Genomic DNA, 17,502 nt, shown 5'->3' with positions numbered 1-17,502 from the left:
CGGTTCAGACCGTCACCCCGGCGCCGAGCGCGACGAGCTCGGACCGGTCCACGATCTTCGTCCGCTCGCGGCCCGACGCCGCACCGAGCCGCTGCTCGGCCGCGTCGATGCGCAGCCATCCCTCCCAGTCCACGACCGGCACGCCCCGCTCGCGCAGGATCGCGTCCGCGGCCCCGGACCCAGGGCGCCGCTGCCCGGTGTCGGCGGCGAGCAGCGTCTCCACGGTCTCCTTGGCGTCCGACCGGGTGGCGCCGATGAGCCCGACCGGGCCCCGCTTGATCCAACCGGTCGCGTAGAGGCCGGGCACGGGGACGCCGTCGCCGTCGAGCACGGCCCCCCGCGTGTGCGGGACGACGTGCCGGACGGGGTCGAACGGCACGCCCGGAACCGGGGAGCCCACGTAGCCCACGGCGCGGTAGACGGCCTGGACGGGATGGTCCTCGAGCTCACCGGTCGGCTCCGCGTGCCCGAACCCGTCCGGTGCCGTGATCTCGGTCCGCAGCCCCTCGACACGGTCGGTGCCGAGGATCGCCGCCGGAGCGCGGTGGAAGTGCAGGTGGACGCGGCGCGAGGCCCGACGGTCCGCGGCGGGCACCGCCGCCCACCGCTCGAACGTCCGCACGACTCGCCGCTTAGGGGCGAGCTGCCGCACCATGCGCTCGGTGTGCTCGTCGCGCACGATCTGCGCCGGGTCGACGACCACGTCGACGTCCTCCTGCTCGCCGAGCTCGCGCAGCTCGCCGGGGGAGAAGCGCACGTCGACGGGTCCCCGTCGGGCGAACACGTGGATGTCGCGGACCGCGTTCGCGGCCAGGCCCCGGCGGACGTTCTCCGACAGGTCGGTCCGCTCGAGCGTCCGGGCGTGGCGGATCAGCATCCGGGTGACGTCGAGGGCGACGTTCCCGGCTCCGACGACGGCGACGGTCTCGGCGTGCAGCGGCCACTCGCGCGGGACCTCGGGGTGGCTGTCGTACCAGGAGACGACGTCGGCCGCGCCGAACGACCCGGGCAGGTCGACGCCCGGGACGTCGAGGCGGGCGTCGCGCTGCGCCCCGGTGGCCACCACGACGGCGTCGTAGACGGACCGCAGCTCGTCGATCGTCATGTCGGTGCCGACCTCGACGTTGGCCAGCAGCCGCACGTCGGGGTGGTCGAGCATGCCGTGCAACGAGTCGACGATCCGCCGGATCTTGGGGTGGTCCGGGGAGACGCCGTAGCGCACCAGGCCGTACGGCGTGGGGAGACGCTCGACGACGTCGACCCGCGTGCCCGGCGCGAGCTCGGTGAGGAGCCCGGCCGCGTAGACGCCCGCCGGCCCGGCGCCGACGACGGCGACGCTCAGCGGCCGCACGCCCCCGGTCACGACGCGCCCCCGCCCTGCGGGATCGCGGTGACGACCGCGTGGTCGCGGGGCACGACGCCGAGCCGTGCCGCACCGCCGGGCGAGCCGAGGTCGTCGAAGAACTCGACGTTCGCCCGGTAGTAGTCGCTCCACTCCTCGGGGACGTCGTCCTCGTAGTAGATGGCCTCGACCGGGCACACCGGCTCGCAGGCGCCGCAGTCCACGCACTCGTCCGGGTGGATGTACAGCGAGCGCTGCCCTTCGTAGATGCAGTCGACCGGGCACTCCTCGAGGCAGCCCTTGTCCTTGACGTCGACGCAGGGCTCGGCGATCACGTAGGTCATGCCCGGCGACGCTAGGACCTCGAGCGCGCTCGAGATCCAGGGTCCCGGGCGGGCCGACGGGTGTGACCCTCGTCTCCGTTGACCTCGACCGGGGTCGAGGTCCTAGGTTCGTCACGGATCATCCCTCCGACCACCGAAGGACACCCGATGACCGTCTACACGCTGCCTGACCTGCCCTACGACTACAGCGCCCTCGAGCCGCACATCAGCGGCAAGATCATGGAGCTGCACCACGACAAGCACCACGCCGCCTACGTCGCCGGCGCGAACACCGCGCTGGACAAGCTGGCCGAGGCGCGCGAGTCGGGCGACCTCGCGGCGGTCAACCTGCACGAGAAGAACCTCGCGTTCAACCTCGGCGGGCACACCAACCACACCATCTTCTGGAACAACCTGTCCCCCGAGGGCGGCGGCGAGCCCACCGGCGAGCTGGCCGAGGCCATCAAGGACCAGTTCGGCTCCTTCGCCGCGTTCCAGGCGCACTTCGCCGCCACCGCCACCGGCATCCAGGGCTCCGGCTGGGCCGTGCTCGGCTGGGACTCCATCGGCCAGCGGATGCTGATCTTCCAGCTCTTCGACCAGCAGGCCAACGTCCCGGTCGGCATCACCCCGCTGCTCATGCTCGACATGTGGGAGCACGCCTTCTACCTGGACTACCTCAACGTCAAGGCCGAGTACGTCAAGGCGTTCTGGAACCTCGCCAACTGGCAGGACGTCGCCGCCCGCCTCGAGCGCGCCCGCACCCAGACCGCAGGCCTTCTCGCCTGACGCACCCCGCACGACGTCGAGCGTCTCTGTTCCTCAGGAATCAGCTCGTGATTCCTGAGGAACAGGGACGCTCGACGTCGTGCGTGCGAAGGACCAGCCCGTGATTCAGGCCGCGGTGGCGGGCCGGGCGTACTCCTCGTCGGTGACGTGCTCCAGCCAGGTGGTGGACGTGGCGGGGTCGTCGGTGTTCTCGAGCATCGCGAGGTGCTCCATGAAGCTGTCCGGCGTCGCGCCGTGCCAGTGCTCCTCGTCCGGCGGGCAGTAGATCGTCTGGCCCTGCCCGGCCTTGACGACCGTGCCGTCGCGGGTGCCGACGAGCGCGAACCCGTTGGTGACGTGCAGCGTCTGGCCACGAGCGTGCGAGTGCCACGCCGTGCGGGCTCCCGGGGCGAACCTGACCTTGGCGACGACCATGGTCTGGCCGGCGTCCTGCGGGTAGGCGATGGGGTCGAGCCACACGTCGCCGGTGAACTGCTCCGGCGGGTTCTTGGTGGTCGGGGCAGCGGTGAGGACCTTCATGGGGTCGTCCTTCCTGTCGTGGGTCAGGCGTGCTCGTCGGTCGGAGCGTCCTGGGTGGAGGTGGTCGGGACGAGAGCGGGGTGGCCGGGCCAGTCGTGCGACGCGGCCCAGCTCGCCAGCAGCCGCAGGCGTTCCTCGGAGGCGCTGCCGACCTCCGCCGTGTAGACGAGGAACGACAGCCCGGGCTCCGCGGTCAGGTCCATGCTCTCGAAGTAGAGGTCGAGGTCGCCGACGACGTCGTGGTGGAACCCCTTGCTGCCGGTGCCGTGGTGCCGCACGTCGTGAGCGCCCCAGCGGGTGCGGAACGCGGGGGACCGGGTGGACAGCTCGCCGACGAGGTCGTGCAGCCCCTTGTCGTGCGGGTCGCGGCCGGCCTCGGTGCGCAGGATCGCCACCACGACGTCCGCCGCGGCCTCCCAGTCCGGGTAGAAGCTCTCGGACCGCTCGGGGTCCAGGAACGTGAACCGCGCGAGGTTCGGCGTCTCGTCACCCGCCGCGAGCACGTCCGCGTAGAAGGCCCAGCCGAGCCGGTTGGCCGCGAGGATGTCCATGCGTCCGTTGCGGACGAACGCCGGGCCCTCGGTGACGGCGTCGAGGGTGAGCTGCAGCGCGGGACGGGCGACCCAGCGCCGGGTGCCGCGCCGACGGGGCCGCACCTGCACGGCACGGTTCGCCGTGCGGGCGAGGTCGAACAGGTGCGACCGCTCGGCCTCGTCGAGCTGCAGGGCGCGAGCGAGGGAGTCCAGCACCGGGTCCGAGACGCCGGAGAGGTTCCCGCGCTCGAGGCGCGCGTAGTACTCGACGCTCATGTCGGCGAGCATCGCGACCTCGCTGCGCCGCAGCCCGGGCACGCGGCGGTTGCTGCCCGGGGGGAGGCCGGCGTCCTGAGGCGTCACCTTGGCGCGACGCGAAGTCAGGAACTCACGTACGTCCTGGCGGTTGTCCATGCTTCGACGGTACGAGCGGTCGGGGTGACGCGCGAGGTACTGCCAGTACACCTCTCGTCAGTGCCTCGCGGGAACGACGGATCCGTCGTTTCCTGGAGGCAGTCGAGAGGAGCACCATGACCACCTGGACACCCGACGAGCTCAGCGCGGTCGGCGACGCCGGCGAGCTGCACATCGCGCCCGCGCGGACCGACGGCAGCTTCCGCCGTCCGACCACCATCTGGGTGGTGCGGGTCGGCGACGAGCTGTACGTCCGGTCCTACCACGGGCCCGACGGCGGCTGGTACCGCCAGGCGCTGCGCAGCGGTCGAGCCCGGATCGACGCCGGCGGCGTCGAGCGCGAGGTCTCGCTCACCGAGCCGACCGACGACGTCGACGCCTCGATCGACGACGCCTACCGCACCAAGTACGGGCGGTACAGCAGCTACGTCGCACCGATGATCGCGCCCCCGGCCGTCGCCGCGACCCTGCGGCTCGAGCCCCGCTGAACCGCAGCTCACGCAACCCCACCCACGCACCTGAAGGAGATCTCATGACGGACCGCGAACCCTCCGGCGCCGAGCGCATGTTCGGCGACTTCGCCCCGGGCCTCGTGCACTACACCGACGACGTGCTGTTCGGAGACGTGTGGAAGCGACCCGGGCTGTCGCCCAAGGAGCGCAGCCTGGTGACCGTCTCCGTGCTGGCCACGAACGGGAACACCGAGCAGCTCACCTTCCACATCTGGCTGGCCAAGGAGAACGGCAACTCCGAGGAGGAGGTCGTCGAGGCCCTCACCCACCTCGCGTTCTACGCCGGCTGGCCGCAGGCCATGGCCGCCATGGCCGTCGCGAAGCAGGTCTTCCGCGGGGAGTCCTGACCCGGGTCCCGAGGACCCGACCCCCGGCCGCCCGGCGGCCATCGTCCGAACGAGGAGCTCGATCATGCGTGGAGCAGTACTGCACGGACCCGGGGACGTCCGGGTGGAGGAGCGGGAGAAGCCGACGCTGCTGGCGCCGACCGACGCGATCATCAAGGTCACGGCCGCCTGCGTCTGCGGGTCGGACATGTGGCCGTACCGTGGCATCGAGACCGCTCCGGGCCCCATGCCCATGGGGCACGAGTACGTCGGTGTCGTCGAGGAGATCGGTGCCGACGTGAGGAACGTGGAGGTCGGCGACTTCGTCGTCGGGTCCTTCTGGGCCTCGGACAACACCTGCCCGATCTGCCAGGCCGGCTACCAGAGCCGGTGCGTGCACGCGGAGTACGTGGGGATGAACGGCGCCCAGGCCGAGTACCTGCGGGTCCCGCAGGCCGACGGCACCCTGGTGGCGACGCCGGGTCAGCCCGACGAGGACCTGGTCCCGTCGCTGCTGGCGGCCTCGGACGTGCTGGGGACCGGCTGGTTCGGGGCCGTGGCGGCCGAGGCGGGACCGGGCAAGACCGTCGTGGTGGTCGGTGACGGCGCGGTCGGGCTGAGCGCGGTCCTCGCCGCCCAGCAGCTCGGGGCGGAGCGCATCATCGCCATGTCCCGGCACGAGTCGCGGCAGCGGCTGGCCCGGGAGTTCGGCGCGACCGACATCGTCGCCGAGCGCGGTGACGAGGGCGTGGCGAGGATCAAGGAGATGACCGACGGGCTGGGCGCGCACAGCGTGGTCGAGGCCGTCGGGACCCAGGAGTCGATGCTTCAGGCGATCCAGTCGACCCGGGCCGGCGGGCACGTCGGGTTCGTCGGCGTCACGCACGACGTCTCGCTGCCCGGCGAGCTGCTGTTCTTCTCCGCGGTCCACCTGCACGGCGGACCGGCCCCGGTGCGTCAGTACCTGCCCGAGCTCATCGACCTCATCTGGCGTCGTGAGATCGACCCGGGCAAGGTCTTCGACCTCACCCTGCCGCTGGAGGAGGCGGCCGAGGGTTTCGCGGCGATGGACGAGCGCCGCGCCGTCAAGGCCATGCTGCGTCCCTGAGCGCGACGGACTCGACGGGCACGACGACGGCGCGTGGCCTCTCCCCGAGCGGGAGAGGCCACGCGCCGTCGTCGTGCCGGGACCGGACCTGTCAGAAGTCCGCGCAGGTCAGGTACTCGAAGCTCTCCCGCGCGAAGCTCGCGTCGGTCGGTGCACCGTCCATCTCGATGACGTAGTACTTGACCTTGCCCTGGGCCGCCTCCAGGACCGACGGCCAGTCGATGTCACCCTCGCCGACGACGGTCTGGGTGCCGAACGCCGGGGTGGGACCGGACAGGTCGCCGTCCTTGATGTGCAGCAGGTCGATGCGGTCGCCGTACTCCTCGAGCAGCTCGACGACGTCGGCGCCGCCGTCGGTCGCCCAGTAGACGTCCACCTGGAACGCGACGTACCGCGGGTCGGTGTTCTGGGCCACGGCCTCCCACCAGCTCATCGTCTCGCCGGTGGCCGGGTCGGTGACGTCGAGCGCGAACTCGTTCCAGTGGTTGTGGCCGAAGTGCTTGCCGGTGCCGGCCTTGACGGAGGCCTCGCCGGCGGCGTTCATCGCCTCGGCGGTCTCCATGGCGCTCTCCCACGACGTGCTGCCGCCGAAGAACGGGACGCCGGGTCCGGCGAAGCCGCCCGAGCCGGTGTACTTCTGGCCGATGGTCTTCGCGAAGTCGAAGGTCTCCTCGAAGGCCTCGGGGTCGGTGCTGCCGTGGGAGCTCGGCGCCTTGAGACCGTGCTCCTTGAGCAGCGCGCGGAACTCCTCGGCGGTGCGGCCCTCGTAGCTGCCGCCGAACGGCTCCACGTTCTTGTAGCCGATGTCGGCGAGCTCGCCGAGGACGGCGTCGATCCCGATCTCCTGCTGCCAGCCGCTGTAGCTGTAGAGCTGGAACGAGATCTTGCCGGCCGGCACGGAGCGGCCGGAGCACTGGTCCGAGGCGCCGGCAGCCGTGCCGTGCGGTGCGTCGGCGACGGCCGGCGCGGCCGCCACGAGGGGGAGGGCGAGTCCTGCGGCCGCTGCGGTCGTGGCGGCTCGGGTCAGGAGAGAGCGTCGCATCGTCGGGAATCCTCTCGAAAGGGGGCGGTGTCCACCGTCGGACACCTGGAGTCGGGGCGAGCGCCGGCGGTTCCCGTTCGGCGCCCGCCCCGTACTTATGAAAGATAACAGCAGAAGCCGACGTGGCAATACCCCTCTTCGGCGTCCGAGCCATCAGAAGTGGCGGCCGGGGCCGCCGTGGTGGCTTTGCGCCACTGGCATGACCCCGCCATGGATCTCCTTGCCCGTGACGCCGTCGCTCCTGGAGTATCCCTCGTGATCCCCCGCAAGAAAGTCATGACGTCACCACATCGACGTCATCTCTGGCCCACGAGGCACGAGGAGCTGCTCAGTGAACAAGTTCAGGCGATATCTGGCGGGCGCGTGCGCCGGGGCGCTGCTGGCCCCCCTGGTCGCACTGTCCGCCCAGGCGGACGACGCCGACCCGTCGACCACCGCCGCGCCGCCCGAGCCCGGGACGGAGAGCGCCGTCGTCACGCTGCTCACCGGTGACCGGGTGCACGTGACGACCTACCCGGACGGCGCGATCGCCGCCGACGTCGACCCGGCGGAGCGTGCCGACGGCGTCGTCCCGACCTTCAGCAAGCAGGAGTACGACGGCCACACCTACGTGGTCCCGTCGGACGTCGCCGCGCTCGTCCCGGACCTCCTCGACCCGGCGCTCTTCGACGTCCAGGAGCTCGTCGCCGCGGGCTACGACGACACGAGCAACGACGGCATCCCGGTGATCGTCGACTACGGCGACACCGTCCCGACCGCCCGCAGCCGCAGCACCCTCCCCCGGCATCGAAGTCGAGCGCACGCTTGCGTCGATCGGTGCCGTGAGCGCGGACATCGACACGGACGACGCCAGGGCGCTCCTCGCGGCGCTGGACCGGCAGGCCGCGGCCGCAGAGCGCTCCCGCGCCCGGACCGGCGGCATCGAGAAGATCTGGCTCGACCACGAGGTCGAAGGTCTGCTCGACGTCAGCACCCCGCAGATCGGTGCCCCCGAGCTGTGGGAGGCCGGCTACACCGGCGAGGGCATGACGGTCGCCGTGCTCGACTCGGGCGTGGACAGCACCCACCCCGACCTGGCCGGCAAGGTCGTGGCGGAGAAGAACTTCAGCACCTCGCCCACCGCGACCGACCGCCACGGCCACGGCACCCACGTCGCGACGACGATCGCCGGCACCGGCGCCGCCTCGGACGGCACGTACCGTGGCGTCGCCTACGACGCCGAGATCATCAGCGGCAAGGTCATCAACAACTACAACTCCGGCACCATCTCGGACATCATCGCCGGCATGGAGTGGGCCGTCGCGAACGACGCCGACGTCGTCAACATGAGCATCGGCACGCGCCGCCTCTACACCGACGGCACCGACCCGGCCAGCCAAGCGGTCGACGAGCTGAGCGCCGAGCACGACACCCTGTTCGTCGTCGCGGCCGGCAACGACGGCTCCGGCTCCAACACGATCACCGCGCCCGGCGCCGCGAGCTCGGCGCTCACCGTCGGCGCCGTGAACGACGCCGACGTCGTGGCGGGCTTCTCCAGCCGTGGCCCGCGCGCGGGCGACAACGCCCTCAAGCCGGACGTGACCGCGCCCGGTGTGGGCATCGTCGCGGGCCGCGCCGCCGGCACGAGCCGCGGTTACGTCGTCGACGACCACTACACCGCTCTCAGCGGCACGTCCATGGCAACGCCGCACGTCGCGGGCGCCGCGGCCCTGCTGCTCCAGCAGCGCCCGGACCTCACCGGACAGGACGTCAAGGGCCTCCTGGCCTCGACGGCCTACCTCGCGGAAGGCACGGTGTTCGACCAGGGGACCGGCCGCGTCGACCTGCCGTACGCGATGTCGACGACGGTCCTCGCGGACACCGGCTCGCTCAGCCTGGGATTCTTCGACTATCCGCAGGACGCCACCGCTCCGGTGACCCGCTCGGTCACGTACACGAACGTCGGTGACGCCGACGTGACCCTCGCGGCGGACCTCCAGGTCACCGACGAGAACGGCGACGCCCCGGCGGCCGGTATGCTCACCTTGCACGACGACGCCGTGACCGTCCCGGCCGGCGGGACCGCGCAGCTCTCCGTGACCGTGGACCCGACGCTCGGCGAGCCTGGCGTGTACGCGGGCCACCTCACGGCGACGGATGCCGACGGCACGGAGCTCCGTGCGGGGGTGGCCTTCACCAAGGAGGCCGAGCGCTACGACCTCGTGGTCTCCACGACCGACCGCAACGGCCGGCCGGCCGGTGGCCTGAGCAGCATCGACGTCATCAACGTCGACGACCAGGCGCGCTTCTACGAGCCCGCCGTCCGCTACGACGCCGCCGGCACGGCGACGTTCCGTGTCCCGGTGGGCCACTACAGCGTCTCGGGCCTCACGTACTCCTACGACGAGTCCGGCCGGTACGCCGTCGAGGCGACCGCGACGCTGGCGCCCGAGGTCCTGGTCACCGAGGACACCGACGTGAGCTTCGACGCTCGCACCGCCGTTCCCGTCGACGTGGACACCCCGCAGGAGAGCGAGGTGCACGGGACGCAGGTCTCCTACCTGCGCACGGACGCCAAGGGCAGCCCGTACCCGCACACCTGGAGCATGTCGGCCCCGGTCGAGTCGCTCTCGGTCACCCCGACGGAGGACGTCGAGGTCGGCGGGTTCGAGTTCTACCACGCACAGACGCTCCGGGCCCCGGAGATCCGGATGACCGCCGGCGGCAGCCTCGACCTCACCGCCTACTACGCGCGGTACAGCGAGCGTCTCGACGGGGCCCTCGAGACGGAGCTGGTCGACGTCGGCTCCGGCACCGCGGAGGACTTCGCCGCGGTCGACGTCGAGGGCAAGGTCGCGCTGGTCACCCAGGACGGCTACTCGTTCGGCGCGCAGATCGCGGCGGCCGGCGAGGCGGGGGCCGCGGCCATCGTGCTCGCCGGCAACCAGCCGGGGCTCGTCATGACCAACGGCGTCCCCGGTGCGGTCCCGCACCTGACGACGACCTTCGAGGAGGCCGAGGCCGCGAAGGCGCTCATGGTCGACGGCAGCGTCGACCTGGACGTGGTGGCGATCGCGGCCAGCCCCTACCTCTACGAGACGATGTTCCCGGAGACGGGCGGTGTCCCGTCCGAGCTGGACTACGCCGTCACGCCGGAGAACTCGGCGACGGTCACGGCCACGTACCGGGCACAGGTGGAGGGTGTCGGCATCGCCGACACGCGTCACCGCTGGCGTCCCTGGGAGTCCACGGCGTTCGGCCTGCTCCGCATGCTCGAGGCGCCCCTGGTGCGCACCGAGATGGTGACCGCTGGCGACACGCTGTGGGCTCACAACTACTACATCAACTCGACGCCGACGCGCCCGTACAGCGCCTACCTCGCCGACTCCCGTCACCCGTACGAGGCGGGCTCGACCATCGACGAGGACTTCCTCACGCAGGTCATGGCCCCCGGGTTCGCGCTCTACGGGCCGGACACGGCCACCCGCACCGGGGACGCGCTGAACCTCTACGTGCCGGAGTGGACCGACTCGGACGCGCGCTGGGGCGAGGTCTACTACCGCACGGACACCTCGTCGTTCCGGCTGTACACGGACGGTGAGCTGACGGCGCAGAGCAGCCGGGCCCGCGGCACCTTCGACGTGGGCACCGAGCCGTCCGAGCTGAGGATCGAGCTCGACGTGGCCAGGGACGCCGACTGGTGGACGATGTCCACCGAGACCTCGACGGCCTGGACCGTGCAGAGCACGCCGCAGGACGGCGAGACCGAGGTCCTGCCGCTGCTGCGGGCGCGCCTGCAGCCCGACGTGGACCTGCTCAACCGCGCGAAGGCCTCCGCCCACCACGTCGATGTCACCGTCGACCACCAGCCGGGTACCACGGCTGCCCCGATCGCCGAGACCCGCTTCTGGGTCTCGACCGACGACGGCGAGACGTGGCGCGAGGTCCCGGTGCGCCGGCACGGCAAGGACGGGCTGCGCGCCGTCGTCAACCGGCTGCCGGCCGAGGCGGAGTACGTCTCCGTGCGGGTCGAGGTCACCGACACGGCCGGCAACGTGCTGGAGCAGGAGATCACCCGGGCCTACGGCCTGCGCTGATCCCGAGCTGCGGCGGCCCGGCCGCCGTGGAGCCCGTGGCCCCCTCCCGTCCGCACGGGAGGGGGCCACGGGCCGTCCGCCGTCGGTCCTGCGGGAACCGGCCCCACGGGTTGCCCAGCGTGTGCTCCCACGGCGGGCGGTAGCCGGTCGGCTCCGCGGCGGCGCACCAGGCGGGCTGCACGTCGGTGCGGATCACGGGCGCCACCGTCTCCTTGCCCTGGACGAGGACGTGTCGAGCCGGCCGGCGTCCGTCGCGGCCGTGGCTGGTCCGGCGTCCGTCACTCCGTCGCGGTGACGCCGCGTCGTCCCCGCGTGCGTCAGGACCGCCCGGCCGCACCGCCCGCCAGCGCCGCCAGCTCCGCCCGGTTGGCCGCGCCCACCTTGCGCAGCAGGTTCGCGACGTGGAACTTCACGGTGTTCGCGCTGATGGACAGCTGCTCGGCGATCTCGCCGTTGCGGCGGCCGGCGGCGACGAGCGCGAGCACGTCGCGCTCGCGGCGGGTCAGGGCGACGTCGGCGTCCAGGCCGAGCTCCGGCGTGGGCGGGTCCAGGGGCAGCGTGATCGCCAGGTTCGACCCCCACCCGCGGGTCGCGTCCACGAGGAACGTGCCGTGCAGGGCGCTCACCCGCTCGGCGATGGGCCGCAGGCCGTCGTCGTGGACGTCCCGGTCGCCGGAGCCGTCGTCCCGGATCCCCATGAGCAGGTTGCGCCCGTCGCAGTCCCAGTGGATGCGCACCCGCCGGGCGTCCCCGCGGTCCAACAGGCCGAGGACGGCGTTGCGCACGATGGCGCGGGCCTCGTGCGCGACGACCTCCGGCAGCGCACGCCCGGTCGGCGGCGGTTCGACGAACTCGACGTCGAGCTGACCGAACCGGATCAGCGGCCGCAGGTCGTCGCGCAGCAGCGCGAACGCGCCGACCACGGGTTCCAGCATGTTGCCGACCCGGGCCTCGGCGGTGGAGCGCAACGTGACCAGGGCTCCGGAGGCGACGTCGACGGCGGTCGCCCGGGCCGTGGCGTCGTCGAGCCGACGGGAACGCAGCACGGCGAGGATCGACTCGAGCTGCACGGCGTGCCGGTCGGACTGCTCGGCCAGGGCGCGGCGGTACTCGTGCACCAGGGAGTCGGTCGGCGCCGGGGCGGTGTCCACCCCGGCACGCTACCCCTGAACCTGCCCGGACGGGTAGGTCGGCCACCCACCCGGGGCGATGTCAGAGCCCGTCGCCCGGACGCACGATGGCGGCATGCCCGACACCGCAACCATGCTCGACACCCGTTCGACGGCGGCCGCCGCCGTCGACCTCGTCCTCGGCGAGGTGGAGTCGCTCCTCACCCGCATCCGGCAGGAGCAGTCCGACCGGCTCCAGGAGCTGGCCGAGGCGGTCTCCGCGGCGGATCGCGTCTTCGTGCACGGTGCCGGCCGCTCCGGCATCGCCGTGCGCGGCCTGGCCATGCGCCTCATGCACCTCGGCAAGCCCACCTTCGTCGTGGGCGAGACGACGACGCCGGCGATCGGTCGTGGCGACCTGCTGCTGTCCGTGAGCGGCTCGGGCAGCACACCCGGTGTCCTGCGGGCCGCGGAGTCGGCCTGCGGGGCCGGCGCCCGGGTGGCCGCCATCACCAACAACGCCTCGTCCCCGCTCGGCCGCCTCGCCACGGTCACCCTGACCGTCGGCGCCGCGTCCAAGACCGACCACTCCGGGACGGCCTCGGCCCAGTACGCCGGGAGCCTCTTCGAGCAGGGCGTGGCCCTGGTCGGGGACGCGCTGTTCCACGACCTGTGGCAGCGCTCCGGCCTCGCCGCGGCCGACATCTGGCCGCGGCACGCCAACCTCGAGTGAGCGGCCGGCGGCCCGGACCTCCCACCTCACCACCTCGCACCGACGCACGACCGAAAGGCACGACCATGAAGCTGCAGTTCGCCATGGACACCCTGACCACCTCCCAGGCCCTGGAGTGGGCGGCCGCCGCCGCGCCGCACGTCGACATCCTCGAGCTGGGCACCCCGCTCATCAAGAGCGAGGGTCTCGCCGCCATCACCGCCGTCAAGGACGCGCACCCGGACAAGACCGTGTTCGCCGACCTCAAGACGATGGACGCCGGTGCGCTCGAGGCCGAGATCGCGTTCAAGGCGGGCGCCGACCTGGTCACCGTGCTGGGCACCGCCGGTGACAGCACGATCGCCGGTGCCGTGCAGGCCGCCGAGACCCACGGCAAGGGCGTCGTCGTCGATCTCATCGGCGTCGCCGACAAGCCGGCCCGCGCCCGCGAGGTCGTCGCCCTCGGTGCGACCTTCGTCGAGATGCACGCCGGTCTGGACGAGCAGGCCGAGGAGGGCTACTCCCTGGAGACCCTGCTGCGCGCCGGTGGCGAGGCCGGGGTGCCCTTCTCCGTCGCCGGTGGCGTCAAGGAGAGCTCGATCGCGGCCGTGCAGGACTCCGGTGCCCAGGTCGCCGTCGCGGGCAGCTCGATCTACAGCGCCGACGACGTCGCCGCCGCGGCCGCGGCGCTGCGTGCCGCCATCGCCTGACCCGTTCGTAGCACCCCGGTGCCCCGCGCCCCCGCGGGGTACCGGTCGGTCGCCGAGGTACCGGCCGGTCGACGTCTGATGCGTCGACCAGCCGGTACCGCGGCGACCTTGCGGTATCTCGGCGGCGACGAGCCGACCACGCGTCCCGCAGACCACGGCGGGGCCCGGCAGGTGACCAGGCCCCGCCGTCGGCGTTCAGTCCTGCGCCGCGCTGTCGAACTCGGCGCTGCCGATCGTCTGGAACCATTCCCGGACCTGCTCGGGGTCGTCGGTGAAGGTCAGGGCCAGCGACAGCAGCACGCGGGCCTTCTGCGGCGTCAGGTCGAGGCCGCCGACGATGCCCGGGGTGCCCCCGTCATAGATGGAGCCGGAGCCGGTGCGGGTGGTGGTCACGAACACCACGCCCTCCTCGACCCCCGCATCCCGTGCCTCGCTCTGCGCAGTCGAGATGCCGCCCGCGCCGTGGCCGGCGGTCACGATGCCGTCCACACCGTCGTCGACGAGGGCCTCGATGGGCACCGCCGAGGCCTCGACGTGGCTGAAGACGACCTCAGCCGTCGCGACATCGTCGAACTCCACCGTCGACAGGTCGAACGGGGTCTGCCAGGAGTCGGTGCCGCAGTCCTGGATCCGGGCGGGCTGACGCATGTGACGGAAGTTCTGGCCATCGACCGTGCCGAGCGCCCCGTAGCGGCCCCCGTTGAACGTGTCCGTCCGCCAGGCGTCGGTCTTGGTGACCTCCCGAGCCGCGTAGTACTGGTCGTTCATCAGCATGACCGTGCCGTAGCAGGTCGTCTGCTGACTGGCCGCGAGTCGGATGGCGTTGAAGAGGTTCGCCTCCCCGTCGAACGAGAAGGTGTTCGACTGCCGCATCGATCCGGTGAAGACGACCGGCTTCGGCGACTGGACCGTGAGATCGCTCCAGTAGGCGATCTCCGCCATGATGTTGGTCCCGGTGTTGACCACGACGGCGTCGACCTCGTCGTCCCCGAGAATCTCGTTGAGCTGAGTCGACATGTCGAACAGTTCGTGCACGGTAGTCCGTGCCGAGCTGCCCGGGATGGCGCCGTCCACGATCGACAGGTCGGCGACCTCCGCGATGTCCGGCTGGATCCGCTCGAGGATCCCGGCGATACCTTCGGGGACACCGTCGCCGCCGTAGTTCGTATAGTCCGCGGGACCCTCCGCGGTCGACGTGATGGTGCCTCCGCCGTCCAGGATGACGACGTTGGGGAGGTCCGTGCTCGCGGACTCGTCGAACTCGGCTGCCGTGGGGAGCGGGGAGGCGGCGGCCGCGGCCTGCTCGGGGTCGTCCGTCGTGCAGCCGCTGGCGACGAGGGCCAGGGCGAGAGCCCCGACGCCCAGCGGTATCCGAGAGGCGAGGGTGCGACGTGACGTGGCCATGATGAGGACTCCGATCTGTGTCAGGAAAGCCGCCGTCGGGCGGCGCGGAGACCACGCTACGAAGCCCCCGAGGGGTCGTCCGGGCCGGTCAACACCGCAGAAACACAGGGGTTCCGACGGGCCCCGGCGGCGGTCGCGCACCGATCGACGAGCCGCCGGGGTTGCGCCGGCCCGCGTCCGTGCGCGCGCTGAGCGTCAGCACCGTGCACGCTCCGGTCCATCGTGCCGCGAGCTGGGTAACGCGCCCGTCACCCTCCGTCTCGGCCGGCGACCTCCAGGCCGAACCCGTCGAACCGGCGGGCCGACGCGCGGATGGCGTGCGCCAGCGGTCGGAGGAGCGGATTCGAGTCCCCGGACCGGTGGGCGAGGTACGTGCGCCGGAAGTCGGGTGCCACCACGGATCGACGGACTCCTGGTGACGGGTCGGAGACTCCGAGAGCGGGCAGCAGAGCGACCACGATCCCGGCGGCCACGAGACTGCGCAGCATGGCGTGGTCCCGGGGTCGATGCGTCGCCGTCGGCGTGGGTAGTCCCTGGGCCAGGAACAGGCGGTCCACGTGCGGTGGTGCGCCGAGGTGACCAGGAGCCGACGCGAACGGCTCGTCGACGAGCCGCGACAGGTCCCCGGGGTCCTCGTGCAGGTCGTGGCGGTCGTGCGCGGTGACGAGGACCAGCGATTCGCGGAGGAGCAACGAACGGTGAAGGTCTTCGTCGGCAGGCTCCGGGAACCCCCAGACGAACCCCAGGTCCACCTCCCGGGCCTTGATGAGATCCACGACGTCCTCGCTGAGCGGCCGCTCCACGAGTTGGACGTCGGCTCCTGGGCGGTGCCTCGCGAAGTCCGCGAGCGCCGGCGGGACGATCGTGGTGCCTGCCGCGCGGAAGTAGCCCAGCCGGACGACTCCCTCGCGCCCGGACGCGAGGGCTCGGGCGTCGCGACGGAACGCGTCGGCCTCCTCGATCAGGATCCGGGCCTTGTCGGCGAGCACCCGCGCGGCCACGGACGGGCGGATCGACCGTCCCGTGCGCTCGAAGAGCGTCAGCCCGAGGCTGCGTTCGAGCTGGGCGAGGTGACGGGACACGGCCGGAGCGCTGTACCCGCTCTGTCGAGCGGCTGCTGCGACCGACCCGTGGTCGACGACGGCGACGAGGCTGTGGAGCGGGGTCAGGTCATGCATCGTGAACCTGCCGCCAGGTGCCGACGGTGAGGGAGGCGACGCACACGGCTAGTCCGAGGGCTGTCCAGAGCGCGAGACCGTGCTCGAAGCCGGTCGCCGTGCGCAGGCCCAGGGTGACAGCGGGCACCAGGCTGGCGACTGCGGTCGCGGCGTTGAACGTGAGGGCCCCGGCGGTCACGCGGACCCTCGCTGGGAACATCTGCGCCAGTGCGACATAGACGGGTGTCGCGCTCAGGCCGACGGGGACGGAGAAGACCACGCCGCCGGCGACGGCGAGGGGAAGCGACCCGGAGGAGCCGCACAGGAACAGCACGGGGAAGGCGGCGGCGACGCCGGCGGCCGCGGCCGCCATCGTGCGCCGGATCCCGAGTCGCTCGCACACCGGGGCGAGCAGCAGGATGGACACGACGAGCCCCGCGTACGTCGCGGTGTTCGCGACGAGGGCATCGGGCGCGGTCAGCCCGTGCAGGAGCATCTCGTTGAGGTGGCCGCCGAACGCTACGGACAGCCCGATGCAGTAGAGCACGGCGATGCCGACGAAGGTCAGCATCGGCCCGCGCTGCGTCGCCAGCGCATCGGTCACGGGCAGGCGCGCTGCCTGGCGCGGGGGCGGGGAGGGGTCCGCGAGTCCAGGGCTCTCGGATGCTCGTGCGCGCAGGACGATCGCGATCGCACCGAGCGGGACCGTCACCAGGAACAGCACGCGCCATCCCCAGGCGGTCATCGCCTCTGTGGACAGCACCAGGGACAATGCGGTAGCGGCGAGCGAACCGGCGAGCGATGCACCGAACGTGCCCGCGGCGAGCCAGCTGGCCGTGCGGACCTGGCGACCCGGACCGGCGTGCTCCGCGGTGTACGAGACAGCGCTCGACATCTCGCCGCCGACGGCGAACCCCTGCGCTGCCCGCAGCGCGACGAAGAGCACCGGGGCGGCCAGGCCGGCGGCCTCGTAGCCCGGCACCAGTCCCATGGCCACGGTGACTGCGCTCATGAGCAGCACGCTCGTGAAGAGCGCCTTCTTGCGCCCGTGGCGGTCTCCCAGGTGCGCCAGGACCAGTCCGCCGACCGGCCGGACGAAGAATGCTGTCGCGTAGCCGGCCCAGACGAGCAGCAGGGAGACTTCCGGGTCGTCAGCAGGGAAGACGGCGGCGGCGACGTAGGCCGCGACGACTCCGTAGACCGCGAACTCGTACCACTCGATGGCGTGCCCGGACACCGCAGCGGCGAGCGCGCGGCGGCGGGTCCTGGTGGGGTGGGCGACTTCGTCCTGGATGAGCACGTGATGTCCTCCCGTGGCGTCGGAACGCGAGCGACGTCGGCGAACAGACTGCCTCATGGTCGAGCCGCACCCCGGCGGCGGCTCGCACGCTGAGATGCCGAGGCCCTGGGGCTCGTGACGCGCGAG

General features: G+C 72.1%; 18 protein-coding genes. 7 read left to right on the top strand and 11 right to left on the bottom strand.

Annotated features, from left to right (window positions below; all coding sequences use genetic code 11):
• Positions 1–4: 4 nt before the first annotated feature.
• Together PO879_RS15780 and fdxA are read right to left on the bottom strand one after the other, a co-directional pair.
• On the bottom strand, positions 5–1,363 hold the full coding sequence (locus PO879_RS15780; protein ID WP_278235806.1) for an FAD-dependent oxidoreductase: 1,359 nt from the start codon (positions 1,361–1,363) through the stop codon (positions 5–7).
• Positions 1,360–1,686, bottom strand: a complete 327-nt coding sequence (gene fdxA, locus PO879_RS15775) for a ferredoxin (protein WP_278235805.1) — start codon at positions 1,684–1,686, stop codon at positions 1,360–1,362. The genes PO879_RS15780 and fdxA overlap by 4 nt, the downstream gene beginning before the upstream one ends.
• A gap of 147 nt (positions 1,687–1,833) precedes the next feature.
• Between fdxA and PO879_RS15770 the strand changes: the two genes are divergently transcribed.
• Positions 1,834–2,454, top strand: a complete 621-nt coding sequence (locus PO879_RS15770; protein ID WP_278235804.1) for a superoxide dismutase — start codon at positions 1,834–1,836, stop codon at positions 2,452–2,454.
• 105 nt (positions 2,455–2,559) lie between these two features.
• Here the strand turns inward: PO879_RS15770 and PO879_RS15765 are convergent, their stop codons facing one another.
• Positions 2,560–2,973: a cupin domain-containing protein gene (locus PO879_RS15765; protein ID WP_278235803.1), complete on the bottom strand. Its 414-nt coding sequence runs from the start codon at positions 2,971–2,973 to the stop codon at positions 2,560–2,562.
• Between the two features lie 23 nt (positions 2,974–2,996).
• Complete coding sequence (locus PO879_RS15760; RefSeq protein ID WP_278235802.1) at positions 2,997–3,920, bottom strand: helix-turn-helix transcriptional regulator; 924 nt, start codon at positions 3,918–3,920, stop codon at positions 2,997–2,999.
• 116 nt (positions 3,921–4,036) lie between these two features.
• Between PO879_RS15760 and PO879_RS15755 the strand changes: the two genes are divergently transcribed.
• The 3 genes from PO879_RS15755 (at position 4,037) to PO879_RS15745 (ending at position 5,866) form a co-directional block, all read left to right on the top strand.
• Positions 4,037–4,408: a DUF2255 family protein gene (locus tag PO879_RS15755; RefSeq protein ID WP_278235801.1), complete on the top strand. Its 372-nt coding sequence runs from the start codon at positions 4,037–4,039 to the stop codon at positions 4,406–4,408.
• A 44-nt stretch (positions 4,409–4,452) separates the two neighbouring features.
• Positions 4,453–4,779 (top strand): carboxymuconolactone decarboxylase family protein, encoded by a 327-nt coding sequence (locus tag PO879_RS15750; RefSeq protein WP_278235800.1) that lies wholly within the window; start codon positions 4,453–4,455, stop codon positions 4,777–4,779.
• 64 nt (positions 4,780–4,843) lie between these two features.
• Positions 4,844–5,866 (top strand): zinc-dependent alcohol dehydrogenase family protein, encoded by a 1,023-nt coding sequence (locus PO879_RS15745; RefSeq protein ID WP_278235799.1) that lies wholly within the window; start codon positions 4,844–4,846, stop codon positions 5,864–5,866.
• A 91-nt stretch (positions 5,867–5,957) separates the two neighbouring features.
• Here PO879_RS15745 and PO879_RS15740 read toward each other — a convergent pair whose 3' ends face one another.
• Entirely contained in the window at positions 5,958–6,908 is a 951-nt protein-coding gene (locus PO879_RS15740; RefSeq protein WP_278235798.1) for a sugar phosphate isomerase/epimerase, read from the bottom strand.
• A gap of 328 nt (positions 6,909–7,236) precedes the next feature.
• Positions 7,237–7,743, bottom strand: a complete 507-nt coding sequence (locus PO879_RS15735) for a hypothetical protein (RefSeq protein WP_278235797.1) — start codon at positions 7,741–7,743, stop codon at positions 7,237–7,239.
• Here PO879_RS15735 and PO879_RS15730 point away from each other — a divergent pair.
• Positions 7,730–10,984 (top strand): S8 family serine peptidase, encoded by a 3,255-nt coding sequence (locus tag PO879_RS15730; RefSeq protein WP_278235796.1) that lies wholly within the window; start codon positions 7,730–7,732, stop codon positions 10,982–10,984. The genes PO879_RS15735 and PO879_RS15730 overlap by 14 nt on opposite strands.
• On the opposite strand, the gene PO879_RS15725 is transcribed toward PO879_RS15730, so the two are convergent.
• Together PO879_RS15725 and PO879_RS15720 are read right to left on the bottom strand one after the other, a co-directional pair.
• On the bottom strand, positions 10,959–11,180 hold the full coding sequence (locus PO879_RS15725; RefSeq protein WP_278235795.1) for a hypothetical protein: 222 nt from the start codon (positions 11,178–11,180) through the stop codon (positions 10,959–10,961). The genes PO879_RS15730 and PO879_RS15725 overlap by 26 nt on opposite strands.
• Before the next feature lie 121 nt (positions 11,181–11,301).
• Entirely contained in the window at positions 11,302–12,135 is an 834-nt protein-coding gene (locus PO879_RS15720) for a LuxR C-terminal-related transcriptional regulator (protein ID WP_278235794.1), read from the bottom strand.
• A 94-nt stretch (positions 12,136–12,229) separates the two neighbouring features.
• On the opposite strand from PO879_RS15720, the gene hxlB reads away from it, so the two are divergent.
• Both hxlB and hxlA read left to right on the top strand, forming a co-directional pair.
• Positions 12,230–12,826 carry a 6-phospho-3-hexuloisomerase gene (hxlB, locus tag PO879_RS15715; protein ID WP_278235793.1) on the top strand — a complete coding sequence of 199 codons (597 nt, stop codon included), beginning with the start codon at positions 12,230–12,232 and terminating at the stop codon, positions 12,824–12,826.
• 65 nt (positions 12,827–12,891) lie between these two features.
• Positions 12,892–13,515, top strand: coding sequence for a 3-hexulose-6-phosphate synthase (hxlA, locus tag PO879_RS15710; RefSeq protein ID WP_278235792.1), 624 nt, complete (start codon positions 12,892–12,894; stop codon positions 13,513–13,515).
• Positions 13,516–13,710: 195 nt separating this feature from the next.
• Here hxlA and PO879_RS15705 read toward each other — a convergent pair whose 3' ends face one another.
• The 3 genes from PO879_RS15705 to PO879_RS15695 form a co-directional block, all read right to left on the bottom strand.
• Positions 13,711–14,919: an asparaginase gene (locus PO879_RS15705; RefSeq protein WP_278235791.1), complete on the bottom strand. Its 1,209-nt coding sequence runs from the start codon at positions 14,917–14,919 to the stop codon at positions 13,711–13,713.
• Between the two features lie 248 nt (positions 14,920–15,167).
• Positions 15,168–16,097, bottom strand: a complete 930-nt coding sequence (locus PO879_RS15700) for a LysR family transcriptional regulator (RefSeq protein WP_278235790.1) — start codon at positions 16,095–16,097, stop codon at positions 15,168–15,170.
• On the bottom strand, positions 16,090–17,376 hold the full coding sequence (locus PO879_RS15695; RefSeq protein WP_278235789.1) for an MFS transporter: 1,287 nt from the start codon (positions 17,374–17,376) through the stop codon (positions 16,090–16,092). The genes PO879_RS15700 and PO879_RS15695 overlap by 8 nt, the downstream gene beginning before the upstream one ends.
• Positions 17,377–17,502 lie beyond the last annotated feature (126 nt).

The sequence above is a fragment of the Isoptericola sp. AK164 genome (genome assembly GCF_029643425.1).
Classification (GTDB): Bacteria; Actinomycetota; Actinomycetes; order Actinomycetales; family Cellulomonadaceae; genus Isoptericola; species Isoptericola haloaureus.
This window is presented reverse-complemented; position numbering and strand designations above follow the sequence as displayed.